We start from the raw sequence: 17,191 nt of genomic DNA, 5'->3' as shown, positions 1-17,191 counted from the left end.
AAATGGACCCGATGCTCGAGGAAGTCACGCTCACCGGTCGCACCGTACAGCTCGTTCCGCTGCGGCGGGAGCACACCCCTGCGCTCTACCGCAAGGCGGAGCCCGCGCTCTTCGAGCAATACCTCGACTGGCCCGACGACGGCAGCGCGGAGGCCTTCGCGCGCTTCTTCGAGAGCTGGTTCCGGCCCGCCTCGCTCCCCTTCGCCGTACAGCTCGTCGCCAGCGGCGAGCTCGTCGGCATGACGAGCCTTTGCGACATCCGCCCGGGGGACCTCGGGGCGGAGATCGGCTCGACCTGGTACGCCCGCGACGCGCAGGGGACGACGGTCAATCCGGAAGCGAAGTACCTCCTGCTCCGCCACGCGTTCGAGACGCTGGGCCTGCGCCGCGTGCAGCTCAAGACGAGCAGCGAAAACCTGCGGAGCCAGCGCGCAATCGAGAAGCTCGGCGCCGTGCGCGAGGGCATCCTCCGCAGCTACCAGGTCCGCATGAACGGCCACTCCCGCGACACGGTCATGTACTCGATCCTCGACCGCGAGTGGCCCACCGTGAAGGCGAAGCTCGAGGCCCGACTCCAGGGCTGATCCAGCGGCGTGGCACCGTAAGGATTTGCGAAGACGTGTTGCGCGACGCCGGCCTGGTTTGCTTCGAGCTGGTCGACGGCTCGCCTACGCCACCTGCCCCACCGGCGTGCGCTCCGCCCAGAAGAGCCACTCCTCCAGCGCCAGCTTCGCCGCGTAGTCGAAGCCGGGATGCGGCGTTGCCACGTATCCTCGAGCACCCGCCGCGCCGCAGCGCAGGACGAGTGGGCCAGCGCGAGCAGCGCCGCCAGGATCTCGTCGTCGTCGCTCAAGGAGTCGCCGAGCACGCCGGCGAAGACCGCCACCTCCGGCTCGCCGGCTCGCGCAAGCCAGCCAGCGTGCTCGGAGCACATCGGCAAAGAACTGCTCCGGCAACTTCCAATCTCCTCGTCGAGCGCCGCGCCAAGCCCCGGGTCCCGCGTCCTTGCACAGAACTAAAGCGTGGCTTACTTTTCGTGGATGCTTGGTGACCCCTCCGCCCCCCCGAACTGGGACCGGCTCTACGAGATCGCTGCGGCGCAGGACGGGCTTTTCACGACCCAGCAGGCCGCAGAAGCGGGTTACTCGCCGCAGCTGCTGGTCCATCACGTGCGGCGCGGACGGATGCTGCGCGTCCGTCGGGGCATCTACCGGTTGGTCCACTTCCCCGCCGGCGAGCACGAGGAGCTGGTGATGGTCTGGCTCTGGTCCGAGCAAGCGGGCGTGCTGTCGCACGAGACGGCCCTCGGGCTCCACGGATTGTCGGATGTGCTGCCGGCGCGGGTTCATCTGACGCTGCCCGCTGCCTGGAAGAGACGGCGGTTCCGTGTACCGGAGGGCGTGGTGCTGCATCACACCGATGTCGAGCCGACGGCTCGGGCCTGGGCGGGCCCCGTTCCGATCACCTCGGTGTCCCGCACCCTGAACGACCTCGCGCGGATCGGCCTCTCGCCCGAGCTGCTACGGCAGGCGGCTCTGCAAGCGCTACGTCGCGGACTGACGACGCGGGACGAACTCACTGATGTCGAGCACGCCCTCGAGCCCTTCGGGGGACTCGCCGCATGACGAGGCGGACCTACACCTCACCGGCCGCGTTCAAGCAGGCCCTCGAGCAGCGGCTGCGCGCGGCGTCCGGGTCGGGACCAGAACTGGCGCGGCGGCGGCAGCTTCTCGTCTTCGATCGATTCCTGGCGCGCATCGTTCACACGCTGGGTGACGCCGCCATGCTGAAGGGCGGCCTGGTCCTGGAGCTGCGGCTCTCGCGGGCGCGCACCACGAAGGACATCGATCTCCGGTTCACGGGAGCGCCCGAGCGCGTGCTCGAGCGGCTGGCGGTAGCAGCTCGCTCGGACCTCGGCGACTTCCTCACCTTCGAGGTCGCGCCCGACGACGACCACCCCGCGATCCAACATGACGGCATGCAGTACGACGGCATGCGCTTCCGTGCCGAGTGCCGACTTGCGGGCAAGCTCTACGGTCAGCGATTCGGGGTGGACGTGGCCTTCGGCGATCCGATCGTGGGGGAGCCCGAGAGCGTCACCGCCGACGATGTGCTCGACTTCGTCGGCATCCAGCCGCCCACGCTCCGGCTCTATCCGGTAGAGACGCACGTCGCCGAGAAGCTGCACGCCTACACCATGCCGCGGCTACGGCCGAACTCACGAATCAAAGACCTGCCGGACCTCGCGCTGTTGGCGAGTATCGGTGCGCTGGAGGCAAGCCGGCTCGGCGAGGCCCTCGAGCAGACCTTCACGTTCCGCAAGACCCATGCGCTGCCGGCGTCGCTGTCCGACCCGCCCTCCGCGTGGGAGAGGCCGTACGTGGCCATGGCCAGGGCCGACGGGCTCGCATGGTCGACGCTCGACGAGGTGACGGACGCGGCCAGGGCGTTCCTCGATCCGATTCTCAGAGGTGAGCGAGCAGCCCGCTGGGACCCGACGGCTTGGCGCTGGGTCCGTTAGCCAGCCAGCGCCCCTACGACCAAGCACGGATGTCCCCGCGGGGCCGACCGGGCTCGATCGGATCCTTATGACAGGTTGGCTACGCCACCTGCTCCACCGGCGTGCGCTCCGCCCAGAAGAGCCACTCCTCCAGCGCCAGCTTCGCCACGTAGTCGAAGCCGGGATGCGGCGTTGCCACGTAGTCCTCGAGTACCCGCCGTGCCGCGGCGCAGGACGAGTGCGCCAGCGCCAGCAGCGCCGCCAGGATTTCGTCGTCGTCGCTCAAGGAATCGCCGAGCACGCCGGCGAAGACCGCCACCTCCCGCTCGCCCGCCTCGGTGAGCGGCGAGAGCCACGTCTGTGCGTCGAGCCACAATTCCAGCGCCTCGAACTCCGCCGCGTTCTCGCAAGCCGTCTCCACCACCTGCCGCTCTGCAGTCGTCGCCATCACAGCCTCCCCGAATCCGAGAAGCGGACACGCGGTGCGGGAGCTTCCTCGACCTGCCCCTCCGCCGCTCCCGCACCGCTGCCGCAAACCAACCACGCCGCCCGCAGGCAGCCGGCCCGCCCACGCCTTCGCCATCCGCCGGCTGCCTCACCGTCCAGGACCTTCAGCTCGCCAGCGCCGCCGGCTCCCGCACGCCCTTCGCGTGCTCGATGACCTCGGCGACGATCTGCTCCCGCAGCTCCACCTTCTCGTCGAGCGCCGCCGCCGCACGGTCGCGCCCCTGCCCCAGCCGCTCGCCGCGGTAGAGGTACCAGGCGCCGTTGCGCTCGATGATCCCGACGCCATCCCGCGAGGCGAGCTCGATCACCTCCGCCGATCGGTTCACCCCGCCGCCGAAGCGGATCTCGATTTCGGCCTCGCCGAAGGGCGGCGCACACTTGTTCTTCACCACCTTCACCCGGGCCTTGGAGGCGATGACCTTGTCGCCGTCCTTCACCTGGCCGCAGCGGCGGATGTCGAGGCGCACCGACGAGTAGAACTTCAGCGCATGCCCACCGGTGGTCGTCTCCGGGTTGCCGAACATCACGCCGATCTTCATCCGAATCTGGTTGATGAAGACGACGGTGGTCTTCGACTTGGCGACGACGCCGGTGAGCTTGCGCAGCGCCTGGCTCATCAGGCGGGCCTGCAGTCCCACGTGGGAGTCGCCCATCTCGCCCTCGATCTCCGCGCGGGGGACGAGCGCTGCCACCGAGTCGATGACGATGAGATCCACCGAGTTGGAGCGCACCAGCGCGTCGGCGATCTCGAGGGCCTGCTCGCCGGAGTCGGGCTGCGACACCAGCAGCTCCTCGAGGTTCACGCCGAGCTTGCGCGCGTAGGCAGGATCGAGCGCGTGCTCCGCGTCGATGAACGCCGCCACCCCGCCCTTCGCCTGGCATTGCGCGATCGCCGAGAGGGTGAGGGTCGTCTTGCCGGAGGACTCGGGGCCGTAGATCTCGACCACCCGCCCCCGCGGCAGACCGCCCATCCCGAGCGCCAGATCCACCGCGATCGAGCCAGTGGAGATCACCTCGATCGGCTGCTGCTTCCCCTCGCCAAGGGCCATGATCGCTCCGTCTCCGAATTGCTTCTTGATCCCCGAGAGCGCCGCCGCGAGCGCCTTGGCCTTGTCACCAACCCGATCGACCATCCGTTCCAGCTTTCCCATCTCGCTCCTCCTCCGGACGCCCCACGCGCCCTCATTCGAGTCCCTGGTCGAGCACCCGGAATCCGGTCGCGCGGATCACGTCCTCGACCTCCAACGTGGCGCGGTCGGCGAGGTCTGCGATGGTGCGCGCCACGCGCAGCAGCCGATCGAAGGCGCGGGCGGAGAGCTCCCAGCCGGAGACCAGCTCGGCCAGGTAGGCTTGCGCCTCGCTCGACGCGCCGCACACCTCCCGCACCAGGCCCGGCGGCACCGCCGCGTTGACCAGCATCGGGCCGATGCCCTTCACCCCGCGCAGCCGCGCCGCCGCCCGCTCCCGTGCAGCCACCACCCGCTCGCGCACGTCGACCGACGACTCGCCGGAGGGGCCCACCAGCGCCGCCTGCTCGAGGGGCGGCACTTCGACGTGCATGTCGATCCGATCGAGGAGCGGCCCGGAGATCCGCGCGCGGTATTTGCGGACCGATTCCACCTCGCAGGTGCACAAGCCCGGGCGCGCGGTGGCGTAGCGCCCGCACGGGCAGGGATTCATGGTGGCGACGAGCTGGAAGCGGGCCGGGTAGGTGATGGAGAGATGGGCGCGGCGCAGCCGGATCTCGCCCTCCTCGAGGGGCTCGCGGAGGGACTCGAGGGCGTTGCGCCGGAACTCGGGAAGCTCGTCGAGGAAGAGCACGCCCCGGTGCGCGAGCGTCGCTTCTCCCGGCGTGGGCGGCGCGGTGGCGCCGATGAGCCCGGCGTCGGAGACGGAGTGGTGCGGCGCGCAGAAGGGAGGCCGGGTGATCATCGGCCTGCCCCGCAGCCGACCGGCGGCGCTCCAGACCCGCGTGGATTCGAGCGCCTCGTCGAAGCCGAGGTCGGGGAGAATCGATGGCAGCCGCCTGGCGAGCATCGTCTTGCCGGTCCCGGGCGGGCCGACGAGGAGCAGGTTGTGCCCGCCGGCTGCGGCAACTTCGAGGGCGTAGCGCGCCTCGTCCTGGCCGCGCACCTCGGCGAGATCGAGCGGATCGACCGATTGGAAGGCCTCAGGCGACGGCATCTCGGCCACCGGCAGCGGCCCTTCGCCCTTGAGGTGGAAGGCCACGTCGCGCAGCGAGCGGCAGGCGTAGACGGTGACGCCGTCGATCACCGAGGCCTCGCTCGCGCTCTCGGCGGGAAGGATGACGTTGGGGATGCCGAGATCCCGCGCGCTCGCCGCGAGGGAGAGCCCGCCGGGAATGGGGCGGATCTGGCCGTCGAGGGCGAGCTCGCCGGCGAAGAGGTAGTCGGCAAGGCCCGCGGCGGGGATCGCCTCCGAGGCAGCGAGGATCCCCACGGCGATCGGCAGGTCGAACGCGCTGCCGTCCTTGCGCAGGCCCGCGGGCGCGAGGTTGACGGTGACCTTCTTGTTCGGAAAGGCGAAGCCCGCTGCGGCGATCGCGGCGCGGACCCGGTGGCGCGATTCGGCGACGGCGCGGTCGCCCATGCCCACGATCTGGAAGTGGGGAAGGCCGAGGGCCACCTCCGCCTCCACCGCGACGGGAAGGGCCTCGACGCCGAGCAGGATGCCGGTGTGGCTGGTGGCGATGGTCGAGCTCACGGTCGTGCCTCCGAGTTGCGCTCCCTGCGGAGCAACGGAGGTGCCGGCACCGCGGCGGAAGCGCCGCGCCTTTGATTCCACGCGCTTGCGGCGGGTGGGCCGGTGGCCCGGGGCGGCATGTGGGGCGGACCGGGGCCCGAGCGGTGGACCGATCTGCCTGCGTCGGGACCTGCCCGGCTGCCCGTGTGACGGCGGCCCGGACCGGAGTAAGGTGCGCGCCATGCCGCGCCGCTTCCCGCTCCTACTCCTCGCTCTCCTTGCCCTGCAGCTCGCCTGCGATCCCGCCCACTCGATCCAAGGCGGCGGGCAGGCAGGCACCGGAGGAGGCGGCGGCGCGGGAGGGAACGGCGGCGCCACCACCGCCCCCGAGCTGCCCACGGTCGCGCTGGAGGAGCTGGTGATCCAGCCCGGCGGCGGCAGGGCCTTCCTCCTCGACGCGCTGGCGCGCGCCCAGACCTCCGTCCGCGTCGTGGCCTACATCCTCACCGACGATCAGATCGAGGACGCCCTCGTCGCCACCGCCGGCCGGGGCATCCCCGTGCGCGCCATCGTCCCGGGCGACATGTCGGTCAACGCCGACGCGCGCACCAAACTCCAGAACGGCGGCGTCAGCGTCCGCAACGGCCACCCGGGCTACGCCCTCACCCACGAGAAGGCGGTGGTGGTCGACGACGAGCTCGCCTTCGTCCTCAACCAGAACCTGAGCTGGTCGGGCTTCGAGCGGAACCGCGAGTACGACGCGGTGATCACCGGCCAGCCCGCCCGCGACGTCGCCTCCATCTTCGACGCCGACTGGCAGCACCTGCCCTACACGGCGGATACGGACCTCGTCGTCTCGCCACTCAACAGCCGCGCCCGCCTCGAGGCGCTGCTGCGCGCCGCCGACCAGACCATCGACATCGCGATGGAGGTGATGAACGACCGGGAGATGATCGAGCTGGTGAAGGCCCGCGCCGCGGACGGAATCGCGGTGCGCGTGCTCCTCGAGGATCCCGCGGACGTCGACGACAACGCCGCCACAGCCAGCCAGCTCGCATCCGCAGGCGTCGACGTGCGCTGGCTACCGAACCCGGATCTGCATGCGAAGGCCGTGGTCATCGACGGCAGCTTCGCGTACATCGGCTCGGTGAACTTCACCTACCACTCGCTCTCGCGGAACCGCGAGGTGGGCCTCGTCACCGCGGACGAGGAGGCGGTCGCGCGGATCGCGAGCACCTTCGCCGCCGACTTCGCGAACGGCAGGACCGACTTCTAGAGCGCTCGGCGGGCCCGAGTGGACGAGACACGAGAGCGATGAAGACGCCGCGCCCCCTGAGCACCGACGAGCTCGTCGCCCGCAAGCCCGAGCCGGAAGATTTCGCCGCCCTGCCCCGCGCGCCGCTGCACCTCGTCCTCGCCGACGTGCGCGGCCTCGCCAACGTGGGGCTCGTCTTCCGCCTCTGCGACAACCTGCGCGCGGGCCACCTCTGGCTCTGCGGGATCACCGGCCACCCGCCCTATCCCGGCGATCCGCGCGATCCCGAGATCGCCGCCCGCTGCGATCGCGAAATCCGCCGCACGGCGGTGATGGCCGTGCCCTACGTCCCCTGGAGCTACCGCGCCGACGCGCTGCAGGTGGTCCGCGAGCGCAAGGCTGCAGGCGACACCATCGTCGTGGTCGAGCAGGCCGAGGGAGCCCTGCCGCTGCACGAGGCGCCGCTCGCAGCGCCCGTCACCCTGGTCCTCGGTCACGAGCGCACCGGCGTCGATCCCGCCATCCTCGCCGAGACGGACATCGCCCTGGAGCTGCCGGTCTACGGCATGGCCAACTCGATCAACGTGGCGATGACCGCGGGCATCGTGGGCTACGAACTGGTCCGCCGCACGAAGGGCTTCGGCCTCTCGCCGCTCTGAATCGCAGCCCGACGGCCCGGAGCCACTCGCCCTCGTCCTGCTGGGCCTCCACGCTGCAAGCATGGCAGCAGCGCCGCCCGCTCGAAGGCGCCGTGCCCCACAGGAGTACGAGATGAACGAACGAATCGAAGCCCCGCAGCTCGCCGGGATCACGCTCGCCCAGATCCGGGTGGCGCGTCCGACCGATCGGCTCGAGGAGGTGGTCGCCTTCTACCGCGACGGGCTCGGCCTGCAGGAGATCGGCCGCTTCACCGGGCACGAAGGCTACGACGGGGTGATGCTCGGCCTGCCGGGCCGCACCTACCACCTCGAGTTCACGCAGCACGAGGGCGGCAGCCCCGGTCCGGCGCCGAGCCGCGACAACCTGCTCGTCTTCTACGTGCCCGACGAGGGCGGCTTCGATCGTCTCGTGGAGCGCCTGCGCTCCCGGGGCCACGAGCCGGTGGAGCCCGAGAATCCCTACTGGAAGGACAAGAGCCTCACCTTCGAGGATCCGGACGGCTGGCGCCTGGTGATCTGCCGCACCGCCGGCATCTGAAACGCGAAAGGCCGGCGGGCGGCCGGCCTGTTCGCGAAGCAGCGCTGGGAGCGGGCTTAGAAGAAGCTCTCCGGCACGTAGACGATGTCGCCGGGCTGCAGCAGGAAGTTCGCCGACTTGCCGGTGCCGATGTCGTCGACCCGGACCTTGTAGCGCTGCTCCTGCCCGTCGACGATCCGGGTGACCACCACCGAGTTGCTCGCGGCGAGCTTGCCGAAGCCCTCGGCCAGGGTGATCGCCTGGATCACGTTCATCCCGTCCTCGAAGAGGAACGTTCCCGGCTTCTGGACCTCGCCGAAGACGAAGACCTTCTTCGAGTGGCGCTCCTTGATGAAGACGGAGACCTGCGGGTTCTTGATGTAGCCCGCGGCGAGGCAGCTGGTGAGCGCCTCGGAGGTCTCGGGGGCGGTCTTGCCGCCGACCTCGATCCTGCCGCAGAAGGGGAAGGAGACCGAGCCGTCGCTGGCCACGCGGTAGGCGCCGGAGAGATCCTCCTCGCCCACCACGCGAACCTCGAAGACGTCGCCGCTGCCCAGGGTCTGGGCGGCGGCGGGGGCAGCCACCTCCGCCGCGGGAGCGGCGGTGGCGGCGTTCGCCTGCATGCGTGCCTCGCGAGAGGCGCAGCCGGCGGAGAAGCCGAGGGAAGCGACGAGCAACAGACCGATCGAAGAACGCAACATCTTGCACCTGCCAACCAACGATCGGCTGCTGCTCATCCCAGGGGCGGCTTAGTAGACGACCATCGCCCGGGCGCCGAACTCGTGGCGATCGAAGGCGAGGTAGGCGGGCACCACGGTTTCGTCGTTACCCTCGGAATCGCGGGTGGTGAAGCCGTAATGCACGCCGGCGCTGAACCAGCGGTTGAAGGCGTACTCGGGGCTGACGTTGAAGCCGACGAGGGTGTCCTCGCGGCTCCCGTCTGCACCGAACGAGATCATGTCGTACGACACGCCGCCGCGGACCTTGAGCGCCTGGGTCATCTGGGCGCCGGCGTTCGCGTAGACGCGGTTGTTGCCGTAGAAGGCGAACGTGGGATCGGCTTCGAAGCCCCGGGCGTAGCCCAGGCGGACTTCAGAGAGCTCGGTCGCGAACCAGGCGAGCTCGGCGGAGCCGACCGCGCTGCCGAAGCCGTCGGCTTCTTCCAGGCCGAACTGGGTGCCGTAGCCGGCCTTGAGGGTATAGCCGAGCTTGGGGCTCACCTTGCCGCCCAGACCGATCATGGCGCGGGCGTGACCGACGTCCTCACCGACGGGCTTGTCGGCGGTGTAGGTCCGGTGACCGACGCCGACGTCGAGGAGGAGCGCGCTCTCGCCGAAAACGCCGTAGCGCACGTCGAGGCCGCCGTTGTGGGCGAGATAGTCGTACTGCTCCACCACGCTGTCGTGAGCGCTGAGGCCCGAGAGCGACTCGAAGTTCTCGGTGGTCAGCGTGTAGCTCGGCGTGACGCTCCATGCGCCCTTCTCGAGCACGCTGACGCGGAGGGCCGCGTCGTTGCGGTTCGAGATGCTCGCTGCGCCGAGCGCGAGGTTGCTGGTCCGATCGCTGCGAACGAAGGTGTCGGTGAGCTCGGCCCGGACGTTGCCGTCGCGGTTGAAGAGCAGGCCGCCGGCGAGGTTCATCGCGCTCTTGCTCTGCTCGGTGAGCGTCGACTCCTCGGCGCCCATGTAGCCCTGGTACTCGTAGTTCGCCTTGAGGGCGATCTCGAGGCTGTCCGAGGGCACCTTGAAGTGCAGGCCCGGCTTGAGCAGCAGGATCATGTCGCCGGCCTCGCGGAGGCCGCCGTCGACGGTGTCGTCGGCGACGTAGCCGGCCATCGAGTCGTAGCGGCTCTCGAGCTCGAAGCTGGTGGTGAGGCGGCCGGCGCCCATGCGGAAACCGGTGGGCTGCTCGACGACGCCCGGTACCTGGGCGAGGACGCCCGCGGGGATGGCGACCGTGGCGGCCACGGCCAGAAAAGTCTTGATCGGGGAAAACACGTTACGACTCCCTGGAGGCGGTCTTCCGCCTCCCCGGCGCTGACGCCGGCGGAAAATTCTAAGAGAGGAAGCTCAGTCGCGGGGGCTGGCGGGTGCCGGCAGCTCGACGTCCGGGTTGCCGGGCGGCGTCGCCGTCGGCGGGCCATCACCGTTGCCGTTGCCGTTGCCCTGGCCGGGAACTGCGTTGCCGATGGCGCCGGTGGTCGTCCCCGGATCGGTCGCGTCGCCACGCTCGGCGGCGAGCTTCTCGTCACCGGTCTTGCCGCTCTCGTCGCCCTGCGCGCTCTCCTCGACGTCCTCGGCGGCCTTCTTGCCGTCGGCGCCGACGCAGTTGCCGGCCTCGTTCTGGAGCCGCTGCGCCTCGGAAGCCATGCGCTGCAGCTCGGTGGCGGCGGTGGAGGTCCCCCGCGCCAGCTGGGCGTCGGCTGCGCCCTGGAGCTGCTTGAGCATCGTCGCCTTGTCGTTCAGGCAGCTGAACTTGATCGCGTCGTTCTGCGACTTGGCGGCGTTCAGCATCGTCTGGACCCGACCGGACGCGGTCTGGATGGCCCCGTAGGCCTCCTGTGCGTCTGCAGCCAGGGCCACGGTGGGCGCCATGAGCAGCGCACCAGCGGAAACAGTCGTCAGCAGCTTCTTCAGCACGGCATCTTCCTCTGGGCTCTTTGCCCCCTGGCTGGGCCATCCGCGCAGAAGACGCGGGTCAGGCACCAGCCAGCTCCTCCAAAGCTTCGTTCCGAAGCGGAAGCCCGATGGGCTCCGCCCCTCTCGACACCCACCGGGACGTCGAAGGGAAGGCGCAGAATGTACGGATTCCCCGTATCGCCCGCCCCCCAGACGGTTTCCCGGCCCTATCCGATACTCCGTCTACCACAGGACAGCTGGTACAGCGAGTATCTTCTGGGTTGCGGCCTTGTGAAGGTTCACGCCCCCCGCCAGGCCGCAAGCGTTCTCTCGTTTACGCCCAATTCGGGCAGCAGGCAAGCTGGCGCCGCCGCTTTCTCTGCATCGCACATGCCATGACATCGGAGCCGTGCGCCAACTCGGCGAAATCACGAAGCACCGTTCCAATGCGATCAGGGGATTCATGAACCGGCCTACCCAATGCCGCGACAGCCCTGCCCCGAAACGGCGAAGAGCCGCGCCCCGTCCAAGGGGGAGCGGCTCTCCGTTGGCAGGCGCGGGACGGGTCCGTCAGCCGCCCTTCTTCATCTCCGCGAGCACCTGCTTGGCCACCGCCTTCAAGGTGTCGAAGACGCCGACGCCGGTGGGGGCGATGGCGTTGAACTCCGGCACCCGCCGCGGGTTGAGCATCCGCGAAAGCTCCTCCGACGGCACGATCCCCGGCAGGTCCCGCTTGTTGTACTGGATCACGTAGGGGATCTTGTCGAGGTCGTAGCCCTGCTCCGCCAGGTTGGTCCGGAGGTTCTCCGCCGACTCGAGGTTGGCGTCCATCCGATCCATCTGCGAGTCGGCGACGAAGACCACCCCGTCCACACCCTTGAGAATGAGTTTGCGGGAGGCGTCGTAGAAGACCTGGCCCGGCACCGTGTAGAGGTGGAAGCGGGTCTTGAAGCCGCGGATCTCGCCCAGGCCCAGCGGAAGGAAGTCGAAGAAGAGCGTACGCTCGGTCTCCGTGGCGAGGGAGATCATGTTGCCGCGGGCGGCGGGGTTGGTCTTGGCGTAGACGTACTGCAGGTTGGTCGTCTTCCCGCACAGGCCGGGTCCGTAATAGACGATCTTGCAGGTGATCTCGCGCAACGGGTAGTTGATGAAGGACACGTCTCGTCTTCCCCGACCAGTGGTGAGACCGGCTGCAACTACTCTTTGAAAAGATTGTCGATGTCGTCGTCGGTGATCTCGGCGAAGAGCGCCTTGGCGCCAGGCGCGTCGGCCCGGGCCTGGAGCTCCTCGAAGATCCGGCCGAGCTCCTCGCTCGCCTTCTTCACCCGCAGCCGCACCAGGCCCAGCGAGGAGCGCGCGTCGAAGAGGACCACGAGGATCACCCGCTGCCCCACGATCGAGATGTGCAGGTTGTCGCGCTCGCCCTCGTGGAAGAGGATCGAGAATTCCTTCTCGCCGATGAGCTTGGCGAGGCCACCGGTCGCCGCGATGTTGCCGGCGGTGAGCGACGCGAGGGAGACCGTGTCGATGTTGCTGGTGGCGCCGGAGGCGGCGATCAGCTGGCCGTTCTTGTCGACCAGGAAGACGACCTTGGCGTTCGCCTCGCGGGTGAGGCGGTCGCAGACCCCGGTGATCCGGTGGTACTCCGCCTCGTGCATCACCATCTGCGGGTTCATCGGCCGCACTCTCCTCGCCGGCATGGGGACGCAACCTGCGCCGCCGGCGGTCCCGGACGTAAGGCAGCTCGGCTGGCCGGGGACCGGTTGAATCGGAATGCAATTTCTAGCAGACCCCCCGGGGGGCGGCAAGGAACACACCGACCGAATCCTTCGGCGCCACGGACGCTTACACGTGGCCAACCGGTGACGTTGCCAGCGGAGGGCCCCGGTGCTTGAATGCCGCGCCTTCCGGCACCCCGGCCGTTACGAGGAGTAGGATGGAACGCGCCCGCTACATCGTGGTCGAAGGTCCCATCGGCGTGGGGAAGTCGACCCTCACCCAGCTCCTCGCCGATCGCTTCGGCGGCCGCACGGTCTTCGAGGTGGTCGACGAGAATCCCTTCCTGCCCCTCTTCTACAAAGACAGGGACAAACACGCCTTCCAGACCCAGCTCTTCTTCCTGCTCTCCCGCTTCAAGCAGCAGCAGGAGCTTTTCCAGCAGGACCTCTTCAACCAGGTCACGGTCTCGGACTACCTCTTCGCCAAGGACCGGATCTTCGCCAGCCTCACCCTCAACCCGGCGGAGATGGCCCTCTACGACCGGGTCTTCGACCTGCTCCGGCCGCGGGTGGTGCGGCCCGACCTGGTCATCTACCTGCAGGCCCGGCTCGACGTGCTGCTGGCGCGGATCAAGAGGCGCGGCCGCGCCTTCGAGGCGGGTTTCGACGCCGACTACCTCGCTCGCCTCTGCTCCACCTACAACGACTACTTCTTCCACTACGACGAGACGCCGCTCCTCGTGATCAACTCGAGCGACATCGATCTGGTCGACATCGAGGGAGACAAGGACGCGATCGTGGATCTGGTGCGCCGCCACAAGAAGGGCGTGCAGCACTACATTCCCCGCGGTTCCGCTGCCTGATCCGCATGGCGGGGGGATCCCCCGCTGTTATAGTCCGTGCACCACCCGACGCCCCGCGGGCACCAGCGATGGGTCCGACCCGGCATCTGCGAGGTGGCAACCGGCTTCTCGAAGCCACACACAGGGAGGTGAACCTTGGCCAAGGTTACCATCCACACGCTCCGGAAGATGAAGGCAGCGGGCGAGCGCATCGGCATGCTCACCGCCTACGACGCCACCTTCGCCCGTCTCCTCGACGGCGCCGGCGTCGACGTGCTCCTCGTCGGCGACTCCCTCGGCAACGTGATCCAGGGCGAGAAGAGCACGCTGCCCGTCACCGTCGACCAGATGATCTACCACCTGCGCGCGGTGAACCGCGGCGTGCAGCGGGCCCACGTCGTCGGCGACATGCCCTTCATGAGCTACCAGGCCTCGGTGGACGAGGCGGTGAAGAACGCCGGCAGGTTGGTGGCCGAGGGCGGCGCCGAGGCGGTGAAGCTCGAGGGCGGCGCCGAATTCTCCGAGGTGATCGCGAAGATCGTCCGGGCCGGCATCCCGGTGATGGGCCACATCGGCCTCACGCCGCAGGCGGTCCACAAGATGGGCGGCTACGTGGTCCAGGGGCGCGACGAGGAGAAGGCGCAGCGCCTCCTCGAGGACGCGAAGGCCCTGGAGGCGGCGGGCTGCTACTCCCTCGTCCTCGAGGGGATCCCGCAGGAGCTCGGCGCGCAGATCACGGCGGCGCTCTCCATCCCCACCATCGGCATCGGCGCGGGTCCCCACTGCGACGGGCAGGTGCTGGTGATCTACGACCTCCTCGGCATGGACCCGTCCTTCTCGCCGAAGTTCGTGAAGCGCTACGTGCAGCTCCACGAGGTGATCGGCGGCGCGGTGAAGGACTACCTGGGCGAGGTGAAGGGGGGCTCATTCCCCTCCGAGGCCCACTCCTTCCGCATGGGGCCCGCGAAGGCGGCAGCGCAGCTCCCCGCCGCGGCGAACATCCGCGTCGTCGGTGAGGACGAGAAGCTCGGCGCCGTCTATGGTGGCGCCGCAGCAGACGTGCCCAAGCGCTAGACGCCACCGCCTTCCGTGGGTTCGAAAAGCATGGCCTCCCCGATCCTCGTCCAGACCCGCGACGAATTGCTCGAAGCGCTGCGCGCCCTCCACGCGAAGGGCGAGCGGCTGGCGCTCGTGCCCACCATGGGCTTTCTCCACGAGGGGCATCTCTCGCTCATCCGCGAAGGGAAGAAGCGCGCGGACAAGGTGGCGGTGACCATCTTCGTCAACCCGACGCAGTTCGGGCCGAACGAGGATCTCGACCGCTACCCCCGCGACCTCGCCGGTGACCTCGCCAAATGCGGTGAGGCCGGGGCCTGGCTGGTCTACGCGCCGCAGTCGCCGCGGGAGGTCTACCCCGAGGGCTTCCAGACCTGGGTGCAGGTGACCGAGCTGGAGATGGGTTTGTGCGGCGGCAAGCGCCCCGGCCACTTCAAGGGCGTGGCCACGGTGGTGGCCAAGCTCCTCGGCCTCTTCCGCCCGCAGCTCGCCCTCTTCGGCCAGAAGGATTACCAGCAGCTCGCGGTGATCCGACGGATGGCGCGGGATCTCGATCTCGGCGCCTGGACGGAGATCGTGGGCATGCCCACGGTGCGCGAGACGGACGGGCTGGCCATGTCGTCGCGCAACGCGTATCTCTCGCCCGAGGAGCGGCAGCGGGCGCTTTCGCTCAAGGCGGGGCTCGACGCCGCAGCCGCGCGGTACGAGGCAGGCGAACGGCAGGCGGCAGCGCTGCTGGCTGCAGCCAGGGCCGAGGTGGAGCGCGGCGCCGACCGGATCGACTACGTCGAGCTGGTGGACGCCGACTCGCTTCGGCCCGTCGAGCGGGTGGACGGACCGGTCTGCCTCCTCGTCGCCGCCTTCGTGGGCAAGACGCGGCTGATCGACAACCGGGTGCTGGGAAGCTGATGGCCAAGGCCGAGACCAAGACGGGCGGAACCAAGCGTGTGGCGGAGAACCGCCGCGCCCGCCACGACTACAACCTCGGGGATTCCTACGAGGCGGGGCTCTCGCTGATGGGCAGCGAGGTGAAGGCGCTGCGCGAGGGGAACGCGAACCTCTCCGACTCCTACGTGCAGGCGGACAAGGGCGAGCTCTTCGTCCACAACCTGCGCATCGGCGAGTACAAGGCGGCGACGCACATCGCCCACGAGCCCTTGCGGCGGCGCAAGCTCCTGCTCCACCGCAAGGAGATCGACAAGATCGAGACCAAGGTGAAGGAGCGCGGCTTCACCGTGATCCCCACCGAGCTCTACTTCAAGAACGGCAGGGCCAAGCTGAAGATCGCGATGGCCACCGGCAAGACCAACGTCGACCGCCGCCAGGACATCAAGGAGCGGGAGACGAAGCGCGAGCTCGATCGCGTGATGCGCGGCTCGCGCACGGTGCCCCGCGGCGGCCGCAAGGGCGGCGGCGAGTGGGATTGATCGTGCGCTCGCCTCAGGGGCAGCAGGCCTCTTCGTCGAGGGCGCAGGCCCGGATGCGGTAGCCGATCGCGTCGTCCTCGCGGTCCTGCTGCTCGGCGTGCAGCGCCCGCGCGCAGAGGAGCGCCGGCCGGAGCTCGTGCTCTTCCGGCAGATCGACGAGCAGCTCGGCGATCGCCGCGTCGGCCTCCGCCACCTGCCCGTGGCGGAAGAGCGCGAATGCCCGCAGGTAGCGTACGCCGACGTCGTCCGGATCGATGGCGAGCGCCCGATCGAAGGCGGCGATCGACTCCTCGAAGCGATCCTGCTGGAGCAGCGCCTCGCCGTGGTAGCGGTGGGCGGCTTCGACGCGATCCTCCGGCGCCTCGGCTGCCGGCGCCGGATCGGGGCGCCTGCCCTCCCCTGTACAAGCAGCGAGACCGGCGAGCAGGACGAGGGCGAGAGCGCGCATCAAGCGCCCAGCACCTTGAGCGGCACCGGGGCGGGCGCTGCGGTGATCTCGTGGCTCGCGCAGCCGCCACCCATCGCATCGTCGTCGGAGCCGCCGCCCTCGATCGCCAGCAGCGCCTCGTCCGAACCCTCGATCCTGTCGACGCCGTAGAGTTCGCGGAGCTTCGGGTCGAGCAGGTGGGTGGGGCGCACGTTGCGCAGGGCGTTGAGCATGTTGCCCTTCACGTTCTTGTTCACCGCGTGGAGATCGCCGATGAGGCGCTTCACCTGCTTGCGCTGCAGGTTCTCCTGCGAGCCGCAGAGATCGCAGGGGATGATCGGGAACTTCATCTCCTCGGCGAAGGCGGCGATCTCCTCCTCGGCGCAATAGGCCAGCGGGCGGATGACGGTGTTGCGGCCGTCGTCCGAGCGGAGCTTCGGCGGCATCGCCTTGAGCTGCCCCGAGTAGAGGAGGTTGAGCATCGCCGTCTCGATGATGTCGTCGCGGTGGTGGCCGAGGGCGATCTTGGTGGCTTTCAGCTCGACCGCCACGTCGTAGAGGATGCCGCGGCGCAGGCGCGAGCAGAGCGAGCAGGTGGTCTTTCCCGCCGGCACCTTCTCCTGCACGATCGAGTAGGTGTCGCGCTGGATCATCCGGTACTCGTAGCCCTCGGCTTCGAGGTAGCCGCGGATGACGTGGCCGGGAAAGCCCGGGTGGCCCTGGTCGAGGTTCACCGCCACGATCGAGAAGGGAAAGCCCACGCGCTTCTGGATCTGCCGGAGCAGGTGGAGCAGCGTGTAGGAATCCTTGCCGCCCGAGATGCCGACCATGATCCGGTCGTTGGGCTCGATCAGGTTGAAGTCCTTGCTGGCACGGGCGATCTCGGCCATCAGGGTCTTTTCGAGGCGGCTCATCTTGCGGGCTCCGGGGAACGACGGTCGGGGCGCGTTCTAACAGACGCC

Annotated in this window: 20 protein-coding genes; 10 read left to right on the top strand and 10 right to left on the bottom strand. The window is 69.2% G+C overall.

Annotation, left to right across the window (positions count from 1 at the left end; all coding sequences use genetic code 11):
- Positions 1-2 precede the first annotated feature (2 nt).
- The 3 genes from ACESMR_RS01130 (at position 3) to ACESMR_RS01120 (ending at position 2,521) form a co-directional block, all read left to right on the top strand.
- A complete protein-coding gene (locus ACESMR_RS01130) occupies positions 3-584 on the top strand; it encodes a GNAT family N-acetyltransferase (RefSeq protein ID WP_373044329.1) in 582 nt (193 codons plus the stop codon).
- Positions 585-1,022: 438 nt separating this feature from the next.
- Complete coding sequence (locus ACESMR_RS01125) at positions 1,023-1,625, top strand: type IV toxin-antitoxin system AbiEi family antitoxin domain-containing protein (RefSeq protein WP_373044327.1); 603 nt, start codon at positions 1,023-1,025, stop codon at positions 1,623-1,625.
- Positions 1,622-2,521, top strand: a complete 900-nt coding sequence (locus ACESMR_RS01120) for a nucleotidyl transferase AbiEii/AbiGii toxin family protein (protein WP_373044325.1) — start codon at positions 1,622-1,624, stop codon at positions 2,519-2,521. The genes ACESMR_RS01125 and ACESMR_RS01120 overlap by 4 nt, the downstream gene beginning before the upstream one ends.
- Before the next feature lie 79 nt (positions 2,522-2,600).
- Here the strand turns inward: ACESMR_RS01120 and ACESMR_RS01115 are convergent, their stop codons facing one another.
- The 3 genes from ACESMR_RS01115 to ACESMR_RS01105 form a co-directional block, all read right to left on the bottom strand.
- A complete protein-coding gene (locus ACESMR_RS01115; protein WP_373044323.1) occupies positions 2,601-2,948 on the bottom strand; it encodes a hypothetical protein in 348 nt (115 codons plus the stop codon).
- Between the two features lie 163 nt (positions 2,949-3,111).
- The gene (recA, locus tag ACESMR_RS01110; RefSeq protein ID WP_373044322.1) at positions 3,112-4,158 is read right to left on the bottom strand and encodes a recombinase RecA; all 1,047 of its coding nucleotides are present in this window, start codon (positions 4,156-4,158) and stop codon (positions 3,112-3,114) included.
- Positions 4,159-4,189: 31 nt separating this feature from the next.
- Complete coding sequence (locus tag ACESMR_RS01105; RefSeq protein WP_373044320.1) at positions 4,190-5,731, bottom strand: YifB family Mg chelatase-like AAA ATPase; 1,542 nt, start codon at positions 5,729-5,731, stop codon at positions 4,190-4,192.
- A gap of 220 nt (positions 5,732-5,951) precedes the next feature.
- Here ACESMR_RS01105 and ACESMR_RS01100 point away from each other — a divergent pair, with 220 nt between their 5' ends.
- The 3 genes from ACESMR_RS01100 (at position 5,952) to ACESMR_RS01090 (ending at position 8,162) form a co-directional block, all read left to right on the top strand.
- Complete coding sequence (locus tag ACESMR_RS01100; RefSeq protein ID WP_373044317.1) at positions 5,952-6,986, top strand: phospholipase D-like domain-containing protein; 1,035 nt, start codon at positions 5,952-5,954, stop codon at positions 6,984-6,986.
- Between the two features lie 38 nt (positions 6,987-7,024).
- Positions 7,025-7,624 (top strand): TrmH family RNA methyltransferase, encoded by a 600-nt coding sequence (locus tag ACESMR_RS01095; protein ID WP_373044315.1) that lies wholly within the window; start codon positions 7,025-7,027, stop codon positions 7,622-7,624.
- Between the two features lie 112 nt (positions 7,625-7,736).
- Positions 7,737-8,162, top strand: coding sequence for a VOC family protein (locus ACESMR_RS01090; RefSeq protein ID WP_373044313.1), 426 nt, complete (start codon positions 7,737-7,739; stop codon positions 8,160-8,162).
- A gap of 56 nt (positions 8,163-8,218) precedes the next feature.
- On the opposite strand, the gene ACESMR_RS01085 is transcribed toward ACESMR_RS01090, so the two are convergent.
- From ACESMR_RS01085 to ACESMR_RS01065, 5 genes are all read right to left on the bottom strand, one after another.
- Positions 8,219-8,842, bottom strand: coding sequence for a polysaccharide biosynthesis/export family protein (locus tag ACESMR_RS01085; RefSeq protein WP_373044311.1), 624 nt, complete (start codon positions 8,840-8,842; stop codon positions 8,219-8,221).
- Positions 8,843-8,890: 48 nt separating this feature from the next.
- Positions 8,891-10,138 (bottom strand): hypothetical protein, encoded by a 1,248-nt coding sequence (locus tag ACESMR_RS01080; RefSeq protein WP_373044309.1) that lies wholly within the window; start codon positions 10,136-10,138, stop codon positions 8,891-8,893.
- A 72-nt stretch (positions 10,139-10,210) separates the two neighbouring features.
- Positions 10,211-10,780 carry a hypothetical protein gene (locus ACESMR_RS01075; protein ID WP_373044307.1) on the bottom strand — a complete coding sequence of 190 codons (570 nt, stop codon included), beginning with the start codon at positions 10,778-10,780 and terminating at the stop codon, positions 10,211-10,213.
- 549 nt (positions 10,781-11,329) lie between these two features.
- A complete protein-coding gene (locus ACESMR_RS01070; RefSeq protein WP_373044306.1) occupies positions 11,330-11,917 on the bottom strand; it encodes a GTP-binding protein in 588 nt (195 codons plus the stop codon).
- Positions 11,918-11,955: 38 nt separating this feature from the next.
- Complete coding sequence (locus tag ACESMR_RS01065) at positions 11,956-12,435, bottom strand: roadblock/LC7 domain-containing protein (protein ID WP_373044304.1); 480 nt, start codon at positions 12,433-12,435, stop codon at positions 11,956-11,958.
- A 260-nt stretch (positions 12,436-12,695) separates the two neighbouring features.
- Here ACESMR_RS01065 and ACESMR_RS01060 point away from each other — a divergent pair, with 260 nt between their 5' ends.
- From ACESMR_RS01060 to smpB, 4 genes are all read left to right on the top strand, one after another.
- Entirely contained in the window at positions 12,696-13,340 is a 645-nt protein-coding gene (locus ACESMR_RS01060; protein WP_373044303.1) for a deoxynucleoside kinase, read from the top strand.
- A gap of 168 nt (positions 13,341-13,508) precedes the next feature.
- Positions 13,509-14,393, top strand: a complete 885-nt coding sequence (panB, locus tag ACESMR_RS01055) for a 3-methyl-2-oxobutanoate hydroxymethyltransferase (protein ID WP_373045207.1) — start codon at positions 13,509-13,511, stop codon at positions 14,391-14,393.
- 30 nt (positions 14,394-14,423) lie between these two features.
- Entirely contained in the window at positions 14,424-15,284 is an 861-nt protein-coding gene (gene panC / locus ACESMR_RS01050; RefSeq protein ID WP_373044302.1) for a pantoate--beta-alanine ligase, read from the top strand.
- Entirely contained in the window at positions 15,284-15,802 is a 519-nt protein-coding gene (smpB, locus tag ACESMR_RS01045; RefSeq protein ID WP_373044300.1) for an SsrA-binding protein SmpB, read from the top strand. Before panC ends, smpB begins: the two co-directional genes overlap by 1 nt.
- A 13-nt stretch (positions 15,803-15,815) precedes the next feature.
- Here smpB and ACESMR_RS01040 read toward each other — a convergent pair whose 3' ends face one another.
- Together ACESMR_RS01040 and ttcA are read right to left on the bottom strand one after the other, a co-directional pair.
- A complete protein-coding gene (locus ACESMR_RS01040) occupies positions 15,816-16,250 on the bottom strand; it encodes a tetratricopeptide repeat protein (RefSeq protein ID WP_373044299.1) in 435 nt (144 codons plus the stop codon).
- Positions 16,250-17,143, bottom strand: coding sequence for a tRNA 2-thiocytidine(32) synthetase TtcA (gene ttcA, locus ACESMR_RS01035; protein WP_373044297.1), 894 nt, complete (start codon positions 17,141-17,143; stop codon positions 16,250-16,252). Before ttcA ends, ACESMR_RS01040 begins: the two co-directional genes overlap by 1 nt.
- Positions 17,144-17,191 lie beyond the last annotated feature (48 nt).

It is taken from the genome of Vulgatibacter sp. (assembly GCF_041687135.1).
GTDB lineage: Bacteria > Myxococcota > Myxococcia > Myxococcales > Vulgatibacteraceae > JAWLCN01.
This window is presented reverse-complemented; position numbering and strand designations above follow the sequence as displayed.